This window comes from Chryseobacterium daecheongense (assembly GCF_003729955.1).
Lineage (GTDB): Bacteria > Bacteroidota > Bacteroidia > Flavobacteriales > Weeksellaceae > Chryseobacterium > Chryseobacterium daecheongense.
The window spans coordinates 615,007-631,339 of sequence record NZ_RJTX01000002.1; the positions used below are offsets into that span (position 1 = coordinate 615,007).

Genomic DNA, 16,333 nt, shown 5'->3' on the forward strand with positions numbered 1-16,333 from the left:
TCAATAAAAGTTCAAAATTTAATTATCTTTAAAATAAAAATTTATGAAAAAACTGGCCATACTATCCTTGATAAGTTTCGCTTCGTATTCATGGGCTCAAACTGTCAACGATGTACCTATTAAGGATATTGATGTAGATTATGTTCAGATTATCGGAACAGGGAGATCTTTAAGTACAAAAGTGAATGTGGAAATTGATTTCGGACAGGAAACAAAATCCATTTCATTCAAAAACGGAACAAATATTAAAGATGAAAGAGGCCGGAATATGAAATTTAACTCCATGATGGATGCCCTTAATTTCATGTCTGCCAATGGCTATACCTTTCAGTTTGCCTATACAACGAATGATGAAAAAGACCGAGCTATTTATTATATTCTGAAGAAAAACAAATAACCACCGGAATTTCCGGTGGTTATTTGTTTATTTAGACTTTAACCAGATCTCAAATCTGTTTTTGAGTTTTTTTGGATTGGAGTTTTTCACTGTCTGGACATCTTTTATACCCAAAGATTCCAGGTCTTTTTTTATGCTTTCTGCCTTATCGCTATCTTCAGAATTAAAATATTTGACCAAATTATTGCTGATTGGGAGATCAACGTATTCAGGGCCATCTGCATTATAACCCATTTTATCCAGTTCATTGATGATATTGTCTGAAAAATCCTTCAATTCTTTATTGGTATATTGAATATAAATAGGAACTTCTGTATAAAAGCCAATACCTTTGTTCAGGATTATATTTTTATTCTGGTTTTCTAAGAGCTCATTCTTTTTCTCAATAAGCTCAACATTAGAGATCTTTTCAACCAGCTCCAGGATTTTTTCAAATTCTTTTATATACTCTTCTTTAGATAGAAGGTTAGGATTGTTAAAATTAAACTCATTGAGCCGATATAAGGCGTCCCTTAAAATTACAATGGTTGTATTTCTTTTAGTAAGCTCAGATATGGCTTGGGTAAATTGCAAAGATTGCGAAGTGTTAAATTGCCCATTTAGTTCAAAACTGTTTTTAATTGCTGAGGTAAATGCAATAATTGCATCAGGTGGTGGTTCAGATAAAATTTTGATAGGGCTTTTGCTGTCTTCAAAATTATGAATGATTAAGCTTCCCCTTCTACTGGCATCATAATCTGCAAAATAAATAGATTGCTTAGTGTCCTCTTCGTATTGTTTCAAATGAATTACATTTACCTTGTGTGCTTTTTGTGACATAAAAAAAGACGAATAAAGTAAGGCCAAAAATAAAATTAGTGTTTTCATCAGTGATAAATTAATATCAAAATTCATCATAATATTTATTGGAATCAATTACCTTTTTGTGTGATTTGATCAGAGATGAGTAAAAGAAAAACTCCACAGGAAATTGTGGAGTTTTGATGGAATGTTCTCTGGTTTGGCTTTTTACCCGTTTCCGATTCTTTGTTTTAAATCTTCCGCACCGCCTGTTTTTCTGGGTTGTCCGGCTTTTCCTGATCCAAAGTTATACGTGTAAGAAAGGGTGACTACACGGCTGTCTCTTTCCACTACAAAGTTTTCTATATAATTATTGAAAGTCGTTCGTGCTTTAGGATTGCTGGTAAAGAAAATGTCATTGAAAGCAAATTTCAGTGTGCTGTTGTTCTTGAATTTCTTTTGTGCCCCGATATTCAAATACCAGTTGGGCTGTACATCCATATAGGCATAGACTTCTCTTGCCCTGTAATTTCCGGTAAGTTCAGCGGTAAATCCATTTCCAAGCTTAAAGGAATTGATGCTGTTCAGGTTGAACGTAAAATTGCCCTTATTGTTGATCTGTGTTCCCGAAACATTTCCTGTATATGAACCATAATAAAAGTTAGCGCTGTTATTCATATCCCACCATTTAGTTACTTTTACCGGAGCAATCAGGTACAGTCCGAAGTATGAAGCGGAGTTAAGATTATCATTGGTTTGAACGGTAATGTTCTCTCCGTTTTCAACGACGGGTTTAATCACATCTGTAATATTATCAGAAGTTTTACTGTAGCTTAAAGTAGCGAAATACTTATTGCTTAAACTGTAGGTAAACTCATAATTCATCGTAGTCTGCGGATCAAGGTCCGGGTTTCCGGCTTTGTAAGTGGTAGGATCAAGATAGAACTTGAATGGATTCAATTGATTATAGCTTGGTCTTGTAATTCTTCTGCTGAAATTAAGTTCCAGATTATTCTTCTCATTCAGGTCATAAGAGAATACAGCACTTGGAAAAATCTGGGTGTAATTCTTTTTGTTGATCTGATTTGTAGTGAGCTGAGTTCCCGTTACATTTGTGTTTTCCACTCTCAATCCGAAGGTAGAACTGAATTTCTTCCATTTTTTAGATACATTTCCATAAGCAGCATTGATGTTTTCTTCGTAAATGTAATGATTGGTTTTGGTGACATCCAGTATCGGAGTTCCGGAACTTGCATCAAAGAACTGAAGATCATTATCTGCTTTTACAAAACTTGTTTTTACTCCTCCTTCCAGTTTCCAATCTCCTTTTAAAGCCTTAGTAAGGTCAGACTTAAGGGAGAAAATATTAAGATTTCCATTGATGTCACCTTTCAGAATATCCACATTTTCCAGATTTCCTGACACACCATACGTTCTTGTATCAAAATTCTGCAAAGACGTGTTGGAATAATTGATATAATCGAAATCGGTAGTGATCTCGGAGCCTAAGGAATCAATGGTGTATTTATGATTCAGATTAAAAGTAGCATTCTTCCAATGATCATGCGAACGGTTTTGTGTGGTAAAGCTTCCCGTAGGAAGATGATCGCTGCCGAGAATCAGGGAAGAATTATCCCCTTTTGGGTCAAATTTATTGCTGATGAATCCAACGGAAAAGCCCAGGATATTTTTATCATTCATATAATAATCCATTCCTGCTTTGGCAATGTGATTTCTGAAATTCAGCTTTAAGAAATTATCCTGCACATAAGCTTTTTGAAAATTTCCATTCTCATAGAAATTTCTGTCCAGCATCAGATGATTGAAAAATTCTCTGTATGCAAAGCTGTAATTGGCAAAAACATTCACCTTTTTATTTCTGTGGTTGATGCTGAAATTATTATTGTTTTTGATAAACCTTCCGGTTCCTAATGCTACGGATGCGCTTCCATTAGTTCCTTTTCTCTGATCTTTCTTGAGTTTGATATTGATAATGGATGTTCCTGCCGCATCGTACTTTGATGAGGGATTTGTAATGAATTCGATTTTTTCCACGCTTGCTGAAGGGATCCCACGAAGATAATTCGCAAGATCCGAGCCTGTCATCGGAGTATTTTTTCCATCTACCTGTACCAGAAGATTTCCTTTTCCGCGAAGACTGATGTTGTCATTGCTGTCAATATTCACTCCCGGCGCCTTTTCTAAGACTTCAAATGCAGAATTTCCGGTACTTGCAATGCTGTTTTCCACATTCAGGATCATTTTTCCTTCCTGTCTTTCAATATAAGGTTTAGTTTTAGTGATCGTTACACCTTCAATTTGTTTTTCATTGAGTTGAATTTCAGGAAGGGTAGTGTTGCCTGCTATTGAAATAGGCTCTGATTGATAAGCTTGTGTTCCGTTTTTATTGATTTTTACATAATAATTTCCGGCGGCTAGGTCATTGAAACTGAAATTTCCTTTCTGATCGGCAACTTCCGTTTTTACCAGTTTGTTGTCGGAATTGAACAAATTGATCTCCATCTGATTCACTTCTGTGGAATTGATGTTTCCTGATAATGAAAAATCCTGTGTGGTCTGTGCAGAAAGCATACTGCTGAAAAGAGTCAGGATCCAAACAAACAGGAATAAAAATATTCTGGCCATTGTTTTATTTTTTAGTGTTTAAACAGTTATCTGAAATGGTAAGTAATGCTGAATTCATTATTTCCAAGGTGGTTTTTGAAATACCTTTTAAAGCGGTTTTTCTATTGGTCTCAATCAGGCCTTGTACATCTTTAATGATCTTCTTTCCAGAATCCGTTACTTCCAGATTGGTTTTTCTTCGGTCTTCAGGATGAGGATGACGAATGATAAATCCTGATTTTACGATCAGATCAATGATCCGTGTTACAGATGCGTTATCCTTGAAAACCAGATCCCCGATTTCGCTCTGGGTAATTCCTGGATTTTCAAGAATCGCTTTTATGATCAGCCATTGATCGATAGTAATATTGAAACCATTGGCTTTTAATTGTCGCTGTGCATAGCTTCTGTAGGCTCTTATCGCTTTATCTATATTATAGAATATGATTGAATTTAATTTTTCCATGATAAAAAGATTTAAATATGATTTATCAATTATTGATATATCAATTAATATGTTGCATAAAATTTTATTATGTTACAAGTACAGGGCAAAATTTTTAGTTTAATGGAAAAACCACCGTTTTTACGATGGTTTCAGGTTTAAATAGTTTTAAATAGCATATCTATTTTCTTCTTTACATGTTCATTCGGGGCCATTGTATAGAATTCACGGAGGAGATCTAAAGTGGTCGGCTTTTTAGGATACCTGTTATTTTGGAGGAATCTTTTCAAGGCTAAATTCACTTTTTCTTCACCTAGCAGTTCACTAAGTTTCACCATAGCAATAGCACCTTTAGAGTAAGAAATATGCGTATTATTTCCGGTTACTTTATAAACCGGTTGTTCCTGGGATAATCCTTTCTCATTATCATAGATCTGTTGATGAACTTTTATTCTTTCTATCATTTTATTCTTTCCATGCATTTTTTTGTACAACATCATTTCGGTATACATGGCAAGAGTTTCCGTGAGCATAGGAGAGCCTTCTCTTTCGTCAGGATCAATCTGGCTGTTTCCCCACCAAAGATGAGAGAGTTCGTGGCCTGCAAGTTCATTAATGACATCCTGCTCCTCATCTGCATGAATGTTCGCATGGAAAATCATATCTTCAGGCATAAAAACAGCAGAAGGATAAGCTGTTGCTGCAAAACCTCTGGTAAATGAGGATATTTCTGCAAAATTGATGGTTTTGAAAGGATAATTTCCAAAATTCCGAATACAGTAATCCAACGTTATTTTCGCATTGTTGATGAGGTGGTCTACATTTTCATCATGCTTTTCATGATAGAACACATTGATTGTTATGCCTTTATAAGAAATATTTTTTTGTTTGTATTTTGCTGAAGATACTGCAAAACGGAACGGAATATTCTTCGATTGATAGTGAAAGAATTGCCTTTCTCCTCTTGTAAACTGATCAGTAAGATCTCCTGTTCCGACTGCGGTCTGATCTTTTTCTGTGGTGATCATCATATTTAAAGTAATGAAATCTTGCCTGAAAACTTCCGGGGCTTCCAGCTTTTTTAAACCCTGTAGTTTTCCAAGCTTGAAGGCGTTTCTTTGTTTTTGATCTTCAATTTCATTGTCTTTTTGATACCCTATTGTAGGATAATACCTGCTGATCCTCATAAAAGAACCGTTTTCTACAATGGCATTAAATGATTCATGGCCATTAACAGCAAACCACTTATAAGAGATTTTGAAATTGAGATGAGCAGTTTCATTGGGTTGTAATGGCTTCTTTAATTGAATTTCAGTAACTGTATGATCAATTTTCTTTGTCTCAGAGCTAGTTTGAAGAATGGCAGATTGTATCTGCAAATCAGGATGAAAATTAATGAGAATCTTATCAATAGCTTTGTCAGTTGGATTGATGAGAGTATATTTTCCACTGATTTCATAAGACCGTTGAGAAGGATAAAGATCAATCTGAGTTATAACATCGGTAATAACAGGTTGCGGAAGGTTTTCATACTGTCGGTATTCTTTTTCATAATTGACTGCTTTTAGAACGGATTCTTCTTCATTTTTAGGCAGATATCCTTTCATAAACTGATTTCCTGCAAAACATCCGGTGATAAGTACAAAAGCTGTGAAGATCACTTTTTTGAAATTCCATTTTTTAGTTTTAAACCATTCATTGCTTATCCATAAAAAGAGAATAATGCCTGATCCGAATAAAAGTCTTTCGGCAAAAGCGGAGGAGTAAATTCCATATCCGTTGAAATCACTGTAAGTACCCTTAAAATCTGAGAACATTCTCAGTAACGGATAAGATATGATCTTCTTTGTGATGGGGGTTGCCATCATTATAAGAAACAGAACAGAAATCCCTAAAGCAACAAACCGGTTCCGGATATTGTCATTGATAAGGAGTACAAAACCGGAAAAAAGGATAAGCGGAAATGTATTAAAAAGAATAGTGCCTAAATAAGCATTCCAATCTGTATGAAAATAATGGTACCCCCACTGGAAAATCAATCCCTCAAGAATCAATAACCCGTTAAAAAAGAAAATCAGCACAGTGATGGACAAGAAATGACCGGCCAATTTATTTTTATGGAAATAAGTGCTTTTTTCAATCAGTGAAAATCCTGAAGAATGACTGCTCCAGTAAAGATCATTGATGAAGTAAACAGTAATCAGCAAACCAAATAAGTGAAAATTCTCTGAAATAGTATTGGCCATCAAGCCGGAACTTGCATATTTCTGCGGAAGCCGGATTCCTTTTTCAATTTCAGCGTACATTTCCATTCCGACAAAAAATAGAAGAAGAATAGAAACCGCCACCATAATAATACCTTTAAAAAGATAGATCAGATCAATTTTAGCAAAAGAAAAGACTGACCGCCAAGTTGAATATATTCCAAAATCCGGTAATGTAACAATATATGTTTTTAAGCTTGTTTCTGAAAGTGGAGGAGTGGTTTCAACTTTTTTCAGCTTTTTACCAGGAAGTCCGGAAAAAGAAAAAAAACGATAAGACAGAATTAAAAATAGGACCGAAATAGCCAGGAAAACAGCTCTGTTTATTAATAAAAACCACGAAAAGGGAATTGTTGATTCATTCTTTTCCAGAACAGATAGGTTTCTTCCTTCAAAAAAATAGGCAGATAAGCCAAAAGGGTCTATCAATGCAGATAATTGTTGAGCTTCTAATGATTGTGGAATACTCCCTGCCATAAAAGGAGAATTTGAAAACAGTAAAATAATCATGTATAAAACATAAAGCAGCAGTCCACCAATGACGACCAAAAGTTTTTTCTTTGTGGTCAGTGCAATAAAAAATAAGAAGCTGCAAACCAAAAGACAATTGATCCATCCGAAAATCAAAAAAGGAAACAGATAATACCAAAGGTTAAAATAAGGTCGTATTTCACTTCCGGTACGCATATTCTGACCGGCCATAAAACCGATCATTAAGAAGGTGAAGCTTAAGAAGGTAAGTAAAAAGAAAGAAGAAAATCTTCCGCTTACATAGTCCCATTTTGAAAAAGGAAGTGAAAACAAGATCCCATCAAATTTTGAATCGTGGTCTTTAAAAAGTTGCTGACTGGCCAAAATAGTAGCAAAAAATATTACTGCCAAGCTCAACATACCGGTCATAAAACCAATGGTGTATGGAGAATTCAGATAAATGCCTTCTCCAACCGTGAGATTGAACTTATTTCCGCAAAATGCTCCGATACCGATCAGAATAAAGGCAATAAGATAAGTAAGCCAATGCTTTATACTGCGCTGGACTTCGAATGAAAGTATGGCGTTCATGATTATATTTTTTGAGTAAGTGAATGAAAATAAACGTGCTCCAATAAAGGATTTACAGGATTAAAATCTTTGGGCTTTTCTTCAGAGAACGTGGTAATATATAATTCTCTTTCAATCAATTGCTGACTGATGATTTGATATGCTGACTGATAGCTGTCTAGTTCGGTTTTATCAATGGATTTTGACCAGATTTTCTGATCCAGTTCAGCAATCAGATCATTGGGTTTTCCTTTTTTTAGAACTTCCCCTTTATTCATGATGGCCATTTCCGAACATAGATTCCGGACATCTTCCACGAGGTGGGTGGAAAGGATGACGATTACCTCCTTACTGATGTCATTCAGTAAAGTATTGAAACGGTTGCGTTCTTCAGGATCAAGTCCTGCCGTCGGCTCATCCACGATGATAATTTTAGGATTGCCCAACAAAGCCTGTGCAACTCCGAAACGTTGCTTCATTCCTCCGGAAAAGGTATGAACTTCTTTGTTTCTGAAATCAGAGAGATTCACTTTTTCAAGCAGGCTTAAGATTTGGTTTTTACGCTCAGAACGGTCTTTAATGCCTTTTAAAATGGCAATATGTTCCAGAAGATCAAATGCGGAAATTTTCGGGTATACTCCGAAATCCTGCGGTAAGAAACCAAGGTTTTGTTTGATGTAATCAGGATTTTCGGAAACATCCGTTCCATTGAACATAATATGTCCTGAAGTGGGTTTCTGAAGACCTACAAGAGTTTTCATCAGGGATGACTTTCCTGCTCCGTTAGGTCCTAAAAGTCCGAACATTCCGTTGCCGATTTCCAGGGAAATGTTTTTAATAGCCTGAAAACCATTTTTATAGGTGAGGCTGAGATGATTAATGGATAAAGTATTCATATTGTAGAGTTTGGATAATAGGATTACAGGCAATGTTTCCATTGCTTAAAAAGATGAGTAAAGTCTGTTAAATATTCAGGATAACCCACAAAGACACAAAAGTTTGAAATCTATTGAGGCATAAGGGATTATGCTTTAAAGTGTATATAAGTTATCAATTGAAATGAAAATATTTGTGATTGTGGTTCATCAACGATCAATGAGCATTGATGAATCATTTCACTCCTTATATTCCAGAATATCTCCCGGCTGACATTCCAGTATTTTGCAGATCGCTTCCAACGTATCGAAACGGACTCCTTTGGCTTTGCCTGTTTTTAAAATAGAGAGATTTACAGGGGTGATTCCCAGTTTTTCTGCCAATTCTTTACTCTGCATTTTACGTTTGGCAAGCATTACATCTAGGTTGACTATAATTGGCATTTTATATAAATAAATCTTGTTCGTTTTGCAAATGTAATCCTTGCGTAAAAATATTCGCAAGAAATAAACAGAAAATTCCCAGCATGAAATGGATGAAAACCAATCCCCATATTATACTTTCCACCTCCACAAAGAAGCTTGCGATAATTACCATTGGTAATGGAAAGAAAATATTATATATGTAAAATCTTTTCAATTGCACCGTATTTTCTTTTGTAAAGAGTTTCGGTTGAAAAAAAACTTTAAACACCTTGGCAGAAAGCCAAAAGAAAATTCCATATCCCGTTAAAACCAATAAAAAAGAAAAGATGATATACGGATAATTGTTATCAATATTCAGAAAAGGTTTTTCCGTCAATGGATAATTGATATGCAAATATTTATTTTGGTTGTAAGGGGTAACTCCAAAACCCGTTATCAGGCAGATAGTTGCATACAGTGCAGTCATTAGATATCCCACAGATAGTATCAGACAAATGTAATAGAGGATCCTTGAGATGATTTTAGTCTGGTCCATGTCAAAAAATAATTAATTGATATTGCAAATATATAATTAATTATCGTAAAACAATAAATATTTTAAATAAAATTTTATTTAATTGAATTTTAATTGAAACTGAAATCAGGAAAAACCTCCAGGATATGGCAGTTTTTAATTAACTTAGAACTAACAAATTTTGGATAATGGCATATAATATTGAACTTGCAGACAGAATACGTGAACGGCTTTCTGAGATCCCGGGACTTGATATTGTTGAGAAAAAAATGTTCAGCGGATTATCTTTCCTGGTGAATGGAAAAATGTGCATCAATGTAAGCCATGATAACCTGATGTGCCGTTATCATCCTGACCTGGAAGATGAAGTTGCGGAAAGAAAAGGGTTTTTGCCCATGATTATGAAAGGAAAGCAGCTGAAAGGATATTGCTATGTGGAGCCCGAAGGTTTTCAAAAGCCAGAGGATTTTGAATACTGGATAAGAATATGCCTGGATTATAATGAAGTGGCTAAAGCTTCAAAGAAATCAAAGAAGAAATAGCCACTGCCATTATAAACAAATTGTGAGTGAAGTGAAGAATCTCTCATTGTAATACTGTGAAGATATTATTGATACAATTCTTCTCTGATCTCCACCAGAATTTTTGTTTCTTTTGTTTCAAGACAAAAGAAAAATATTACGCTTTTCTAAACTTCTTCTTTTTCTTCCACGGCGCATTTTTCTGCACATCTCCCGCCATTATACATCCATAAGGCATTACTTCATCCAAGACTTCACATAGTCCGTATTCTTCTATCTGAGCTCTTACGTTTTTAGCGCTTTTATAGGCTGTCGGAAGTTCGGAAATATCAATTTCATTGGAGAAGAAACGAACGTCAAGTCCTTTGGTTTCTTCCGCAAAAACTTCTTCAATGGTTTTATGAGCCAATGATTTTTTATGCTGGCTTCTGCTGAAATTTCTTCCCGCCCCGTGAGGAGCAAACCCTAAGTTTCTTTCATTGGTTTTTCCCTGCACAATTAATACAGGTTCTGCCATGTTCAAAGGAATCAGTCTAGGTCCGGTAATATCAGGCATGAATTTATCATCCAACGGAGTAGCTCCTTTGGCATGGTAGAACAAATCTTCATCTTTGAATACGAAATTATGTTCGTTCCAGTATCTGTTTTCCTTTTCCATTTCCAGTTTGTTTAAAACAGCGTCATGAATGGAAGTATGGTTTTCCTTTGTCCATTGTCTGATCAGCTGTAGCGCTTCCCAATAGGCTTTTCCTTCTTCCGTATCATAAGGGATCCATGCGTTTTCTTTTAATGTTTCAGGAGAGATTTCCTGTCTGAAACGATTGGCTACTTTCATTCCTTTATCATACAAAGAGGCTCCCGGAGCTCTTGAACCATGATGAGTGACCAACATGGTATTTCCAGTATTTTTGGAAATCCCCACAAAAAGGAAATGGTTCCCGTCTCCCTGAGTTCCCATATGAGAACGGGCAATGCTGATCAGTTTTTCATCATTCAGGAAATAATTTTCTCTGAAAGCATCCATCAGTTCCTGAGACATTGGCATCTGTTCTCCTCTCGGTCTTCCTCCGTATCCGAAATGCGTTACAGAATGAGCCGCATCTAAAACTTCTTTAGGATCAGCTTTTCCAAAATCTGTCAACATTACGGAACAGCAGATATCTGCACTATGGAATCCTGGATGGATCGCATTTTTAGCTACAACAACACCTCCTACAGGAATATTTCCTTCCGGTCCGGTAGGACATGCATCAGGCATTAAGGCACCTCCAACCAAAGTTGGCGTTTTCATTAAAACCTGCATGGTTCTGATTACTTTTTCCACATTGTCGGTTTCACTTTCATGTTCTGCTCTGATATTGATTACAAAATCTTTGGGCGAGTCATGAAGGGGAATTAGCTCAGGTTGTTTGAACTGTGCAAGATATTCTTTGATCTGTTCATCATCCAGGTTGTTTTCATTAATATGATCGATGGCTGTTTTAAACCATTTGGCTGGTCGGTACCCTAATTCAATTAAATGATTTCCGTTAAATTCCATTGTTTTTTCATTTTGATGATGCAAAGTAATATCATAAGTGCGCAGTATTTTTGCGTAGTATAATTTTTTAATTATTTTTATCAAAATCTTTCATATAAATTACTTTCTTTAAAACTAGTATTCCAAATAGGGACTGGACTATGCGTAAAGCTTCTGGAAACCGTCAAAAATTAATGGAATAGTTTATTCCTTAACATAAGCGCAAAAAATAAAAGACGAAGAAACCCTATTATTGTTGAAGATAAGCAGCATCCCGTGTATTAGCTTTGCATCATAGCATTAAAAAAGAACTGTGTAAAACAAAGAAAAAAACACTAAAGCGTGATAAAATTCACATTAAATCTTTTTAATGTGAATAATTATTAAAATTTGTTAAATTTGCAAATTATTAATAACAAACACTAGTATTAACTTTTAAATACACAAGATAGATGAAAAAAATCTACATGAGTGCATTCTTCTTATGCACTACCGCTGTGCTGTATTCTCAAAATGTATTGTGGCAGAAAGACATCAAATCCACTACCCAGGATTTTCTTTCACAGGTAACCACTACCATTGACGGACAGTATCTTATCTCTGGAAGCAGTATTCAGGCTTCCAAACAAGCAGAAAGCAAACAGAATAACGGTTACGATTTCCATTTGGTTAAACTCAACCAACAAGGTGAAGAAGTCTGGGAAAAATACTTTTCAGGACAGAACCATGATTTCCTTTCCGCTGCAGTGAATACCCAGGAAGGAGGTTTTCTTCTGGCTGGAACTTCCTATTCAGGAAAAACAGTGGATAAAAAGGAAGAATCTAAAGGAGGATCTGATCTGTGGCTCATCAAAATCAATGAATTTGGAGAAGAGCAGTGGCAGAAAACTTTAGGAACTGCCTCCGATGAAGAAGCCAGAGCGGTGATTCAAACGACAGACTTAGGCTACTTTGTAGCAGGAAATGTTCAGAACTCAGCCCAAGGATTTGGTTCTAAAGACATTTGGATCATCAGATTGGATAAAACAGGAAAACAGACTTCAGAACTCATCTTAGGAGGAAAAGGACTCGATGAAGTGGAGAAAATGATTCCTACCAAAGATGGAGGTGTTTTGCTAGGGATCTATTCAAGAAGTACAATTGGAGGTTCAAAGAAAACAGAGAACTATGGTGAAGGCGATTACTGGATCATCAAGCTGAGTAAAGACGGAAAAGTAGAATGGGAAAAGAACTATGGAGGGAAAGCAGATGATCATATAAGAACCCTTGCTTTAACTTCTATAGGATATGTGATTGGTGGAGAATCAAGATCAGAAAGATCAGGAAACAAAACCACGGGAATAGAAGAAGGAACCGACTTATGGCTGATTTCCTTAAATGAAAGAGGAGAAGAATTGTGGCAGAAATCCTACAACTTTAAGAACAGGGATGTTTTAATGGGAGCAAGTGTTATTCATACTTCTGATGATAATGGTACTAAAGGAATATTATTAGGAGGTTATACTCAGGCAGAAGGAAGAATAGAGAATGATGATGAGACGTTCTGGATGCTGTATCTGGACCAGGAAGGGAAAGAACAGTGGAGAAAGCATGTGAAAGGAGAATCCAGAAAGAAGGAAGAAAGATTATCAGATATTAAGCTTAACAGAGACGGTTCTATTATACTGGCAGGGACCAGTGCAGAGGAATTAGGAAAAGAAAACTGGAAGATTGTGAAGCTGGGAGACGGACAGATCGATCAGTTGATCGAGAAGCAGGATATCAGAGTCTATCCAAACCCTGTATCGGATTACACGTATGTAGAGATTGGCTATGAGTTTAAGGAAGCGGATATTTTGCTGTATGATATGAGTGGTAAGACGTTGCAGCAGACCAAGACCAAAAATAAGGTAACCAAGATCAATACTCAGCCACTGATTCAGGGAGCTTATCTGATCACCATTAAAACAGATACAAACAAAAACGCAAGTGCTAAAATCATTAAGAAATAAAACAAGATGAAAAGAAAAATAATTATAGTATTAAGTATGATGGCAGGAGCCATTATGTTTAATCCACTCCAAGGTCAACAAGAGATCAATTTTGGAGATTTTTCCAGACCTGTGTCGTCGGTGTCATCATTGGCAACCTATAACAATACACCAGTATCAATGGCAATAGGCACTACAAATGTTTCCATGCCATTATTAAATTTACCTTCGAAATCAAAAAATATTTCTACTCCATTACAGTTATCCTACAATCCTATGAATTTAAGGGGTACAGAAGCTGCAAGTGAAGTAGGAAGCGGATGGTCATTATTTGCGGGAGGAGTTATTTCCAGAGAAAATATTGATGCCATCAACGAAGCCACATATCGTCCCAATGCCACTGATTATAAGGCAGACGAATTCAATGATATATATTATTATAATTTACCCGGAATTTCAGGGAAGTTCAGATTTAACAGAAATGTTGCAGGTAATACCATTGATATTGAGAACTTATCAGCTAACAAGGTTAAAATCTCTTATGTAAGAGACTCTAATCTCGGATTTTTTAAAATCAACAGTTTTACTATTACTGATGAAAAAGGATACAAATATATATTTAGTGATTATAGTGAAAGTTCAAGAGACGAAATCGTTTTATACCGATCTGCTTTCTTTTTGACCCAGATTAAATTACCGAATGATACTTCAGTAGTAAATTTTGAATATAGAAAAGATGATAAACATGAAAGCGACGATCCTCTTTCCGCAATTTTATACAGAAGCTGTAAGCTTACCAAAATAAATGCAGATGGTGTAGGCTCCATAAATATTACTTATGTATATGATTCTACCAAAGAAAACACCATGAACGATCCTTATAGTATTTCTCAAATTATTCTTAAGAATTCGCAAGGTGAAGCGATATCAGGGTATAAATTCTCTTATATAGAATCAGGATTATATTTAGGAGAAACAACAGGTCGGAGAATGCTTGAGAAAATGACTAAACTCAACAAAGATTTGGTAGAATATGAAAAAACAAGCTTTCACTATTATACTAATACCGGAGGAGAGACATATGGCTACGGACCTTATAATTGGGCACAATCTTTTGATCCTGCCAATTATGGTTCTTATTTCATTCCGGGACTACTGAAAAAGATTATTTCTCCTACTGGCGGTGTTATTGAATACAATTATGAGCCCCATGAGGTGTTTTTTAACAGAAGTACTCCGGAATATTTAGAAAAAATGCAAACCAGTCAGGGAATTATTGATCCTATCATGCAGTATCAAGGAGATTTTATTCCGGTTGTAAATGTTGATACTAATCAAAACACAACTTATAGTTTAACTATTTCAGGAGACCCTACCAAGCAGAAAACTGTATATTTTCAGTTTGCCATTGACGAATATTATCAACCGGGTATTTGGGTTCCGGATCCGCCAACAGATCCCAATGATCAGCCAGACCCCAATGATCCTGGTGGTGGTCCCGGAGGGCATTATCATACTGAACTAAATTATGTATTAAAAAAAGATGGGGTTGTTATTACTTCTTTTGAGCTAGCAAGTTATTATTTATATCCAGGAAATTATACTATTGAGGTAACTGGGACAGGAGGAAAAGCAAGACTTCTGCAGGCCGAAATAAAATTAAAAAATCCCCCTTATATCAATAAAAATGATGCAAAACAGTATGGGGCGAGGATAAAAAATATAAAATATTATAACAGCATTTCGGAAACGACCCCTTTGAAATCGGAATATTTCTCATATAATAATTTCAACGATGCTAACAGTTCAAGTGGATATGTTTTCAGAAATGAAACTGAGGAAAGTACTGTTTTTCCGGGTTATGTTTTATATAGAAATGTTTCAACAACCGATGGAGAAAACGGATATACAAGGTTTTATTATAAATCCCCGGATGATTATCCTAAAACTCCCTATACAGTAGATGGCAATAGTACAGAATTTTGGGCGTATTATATGATCGCTAAATCCGGTATTTTAGAGAAAAAGGAAATTTTCAATGCGCAAAACAACTTGTTATCTTCTACTGATTACAGCAATACATTTGAAACATTAACCAACCTTCCTGAATTGAAAATCAATGGATTTGACGGGATTCCGACAAGATATACAAAACCTGCCTATATAAAAGATTCAAAAACAATTACTAAAAATTATATGGGCAATCAATTTGTTGAAAGTAAAATGGAAACCACCTTTAACAACTTAGGTAATTATGAACCAGCATATGTAAAAGAAACTTCTTCAGACGGGAAAATCTCTGAAAAATGGATCAGATATGCTTCTGACAAAAATAATACACGCCTTTTAAATGCCAATATGGTATCAGTTCCACTGGAATTTGAAGAAAAAACAAATGGGAAAATGATTGGAAAAGTTGAAAACAAATATGATGATGTAAGCAATTTTTACCCTTCATCGATTATTGCTACTAATCCAAATGATGGCAGTATCCAAACTACCGAAAAGTACGAAGCATTTGATGTCTATGGAAACCTTCGTCAAATGACTTCCAGAATTAGTGAAGTTACTGGAGATGGCGTTTCGAGTGTTGTGATCTGGGGATACAACCAAACACTTCCGATTGCAAAAATTGAAGGAGCAAAATTATCAGATATTGGAAATCTTGCCGATGATATAATTGCCAAATCCAATGCTGACATCAATTCATCAGCAGAAACTACTCTTATTAATGCATTGGACACATTCAGAAATAACCCTGCATTAAAAAACTTTGCGATCACAACTTATACACATGATCCATTAATAGGAATGACTACTGCTACTCCACCAAGTGGAATGAGAGAAACGTACCTATACGATCAGAATGGCAGATTAAAATCCACACTTAATGTTAATGGTAATATCATTAAGGAGTATAAGTATAATACGAAACCTCAACCTTAAAAACACAATT

12 protein-coding genes are annotated in these 16,333 nt (G+C 35.5%); 4 read left to right on the forward strand and 8 right to left on the reverse strand.

Annotated elements, in window-relative coordinates:
- Window positions 1-43: 43 nt before the first annotated feature.
- Window positions 44-397, forward strand: a complete 354-nt coding sequence (locus EGI05_RS11355; RefSeq protein ID WP_123263136.1) for a hypothetical protein — start codon at window positions 44-46, stop codon at window positions 395-397.
- A gap of 27 nt (window positions 398-424) precedes the next feature.
- Here EGI05_RS11355 and EGI05_RS11360 read toward each other — a convergent pair whose 3' ends face one another.
- The 7 genes from EGI05_RS11360 to EGI05_RS11390 all read right to left on the reverse strand — a co-directional run bounded on the left by EGI05_RS11360 (window position 425) and on the right by EGI05_RS11390 (window position 9,388).
- Window positions 425-1,264, reverse strand: a complete 840-nt coding sequence (locus EGI05_RS11360; protein ID WP_134197421.1) for a hypothetical protein — start codon at window positions 1,262-1,264, stop codon at window positions 425-427.
- 141 nt (window positions 1,265-1,405) lie between these two features.
- Complete coding sequence (locus EGI05_RS11365; RefSeq protein ID WP_123263138.1) at window positions 1,406-3,823, reverse strand: TonB-dependent receptor; 2,418 nt, start codon at window positions 3,821-3,823, stop codon at window positions 1,406-1,408.
- Window positions 3,824-3,827: 4 nt separating this feature from the next.
- Window positions 3,828-4,268, reverse strand: a complete 441-nt coding sequence (locus EGI05_RS11370) for a MarR family winged helix-turn-helix transcriptional regulator (protein WP_123263139.1) — start codon at window positions 4,266-4,268, stop codon at window positions 3,828-3,830.
- Between the two features lie 137 nt (window positions 4,269-4,405).
- On the reverse strand, window positions 4,406-7,573 hold the full coding sequence (locus EGI05_RS11375) for a M1 family aminopeptidase (protein WP_123263140.1): 3,168 nt from the start codon (window positions 7,571-7,573) through the stop codon (window positions 4,406-4,408).
- Window positions 7,574-7,575: 2 nt separating this feature from the next.
- Window positions 7,576-8,448, reverse strand: coding sequence for an ABC transporter ATP-binding protein (locus EGI05_RS11380; protein ID WP_123263391.1), 873 nt, complete (start codon window positions 8,446-8,448; stop codon window positions 7,576-7,578).
- 219 nt (window positions 8,449-8,667) lie between these two features.
- Complete coding sequence (locus EGI05_RS11385; RefSeq protein WP_045494476.1) at window positions 8,668-8,871, reverse strand: helix-turn-helix domain-containing protein; 204 nt, start codon at window positions 8,869-8,871, stop codon at window positions 8,668-8,670.
- Window position 8,872: 1 nt separating this feature from the next.
- Complete coding sequence (locus EGI05_RS11390) at window positions 8,873-9,388, reverse strand: DUF2975 domain-containing protein (protein ID WP_123263141.1); 516 nt, start codon at window positions 9,386-9,388, stop codon at window positions 8,873-8,875.
- A 167-nt stretch (window positions 9,389-9,555) separates the two neighbouring features.
- Between EGI05_RS11390 and EGI05_RS11395 the strand changes: the two genes are divergently transcribed.
- Window positions 9,556-9,909 (forward strand): TfoX/Sxy family protein, encoded by a 354-nt coding sequence (locus EGI05_RS11395; protein ID WP_123263142.1) that lies wholly within the window; start codon window positions 9,556-9,558, stop codon window positions 9,907-9,909.
- A gap of 136 nt (window positions 9,910-10,045) precedes the next feature.
- On the opposite strand, the gene EGI05_RS11400 is transcribed toward EGI05_RS11395, so the two are convergent.
- On the reverse strand, window positions 10,046-11,428 hold the full coding sequence (locus EGI05_RS11400) for an RtcB family protein (protein ID WP_123263143.1): 1,383 nt from the start codon (window positions 11,426-11,428) through the stop codon (window positions 10,046-10,048).
- Window positions 11,429-11,859: 431 nt separating this feature from the next.
- On the opposite strand from EGI05_RS11400, the gene EGI05_RS11405 reads away from it, so the two are divergent.
- Both EGI05_RS11405 and EGI05_RS11410 read left to right on the forward strand, forming a co-directional pair.
- Entirely contained in the window at window positions 11,860-13,398 is a 1,539-nt protein-coding gene (locus EGI05_RS11405; protein ID WP_123263144.1) for a T9SS type A sorting domain-containing protein, read from the forward strand.
- 6 nt (window positions 13,399-13,404) lie between these two features.
- Window positions 13,405-16,323 (forward strand): hypothetical protein, encoded by a 2,919-nt coding sequence (locus EGI05_RS11410; protein ID WP_134197417.1) that lies wholly within the window; start codon window positions 13,405-13,407, stop codon window positions 16,321-16,323.
- Window positions 16,324-16,333 lie beyond the last annotated feature (10 nt).

Coding starts and splice junctions, on each gene's coding strand:
- EGI05_RS11355 (WP_123263136.1), top strand. CDS start 44: ATGAAAAAACTGGCCATACTATCCTTGATAAGTTTCGCTTCGTATTCA.
- EGI05_RS11360 (WP_134197421.1), bottom strand. CDS start 1,264: ATGAAAACACTAATTTTATTTTTGGCCTTACTTTATTCGTCTTTTTTT.
- EGI05_RS11365 (WP_123263138.1), bottom strand. CDS start 3,823: ATGGCCAGAATATTTTTATTCCTGTTTGTTTGGATCCTGACTCTTTTC.
- EGI05_RS11370 (WP_123263139.1), bottom strand. CDS start 4,268: ATGGAAAAATTAAATTCAATCATATTCTATAATATAGATAAAGCGATA.
- EGI05_RS11375 (WP_123263140.1), bottom strand. CDS start 7,573: ATGAACGCCATACTTTCATTCGAAGTCCAGCGCAGTATAAAGCATTGG.
- EGI05_RS11380 (WP_123263391.1), bottom strand. CDS start 8,448: ATGAATACTTTATCCATTAATCATCTCAGCCTCACCTATAAAAATGGT.
- EGI05_RS11385 (WP_045494476.1), bottom strand. CDS start 8,871: ATGCCAATTATAGTCAACCTAGATGTAATGCTTGCCAAACGTAAAATG.
- EGI05_RS11390 (WP_123263141.1), bottom strand. CDS start 9,388: ATGGACCAGACTAAAATCATCTCAAGGATCCTCTATTACATTTGTCTG.
- EGI05_RS11395 (WP_123263142.1), top strand. CDS start 9,556: ATGGCATATAATATTGAACTTGCAGACAGAATACGTGAACGGCTTTCT.
- EGI05_RS11400 (WP_123263143.1), bottom strand. CDS start 11,428: ATGGAATTTAACGGAAATCATTTAATTGAATTAGGGTACCGACCAGCC.
- EGI05_RS11405 (WP_123263144.1), top strand. CDS start 11,860: ATGAAAAAAATCTACATGAGTGCATTCTTCTTATGCACTACCGCTGTG.
- EGI05_RS11410 (WP_134197417.1), top strand. CDS start 13,405: ATGAAAAGAAAAATAATTATAGTATTAAGTATGATGGCAGGAGCCATT.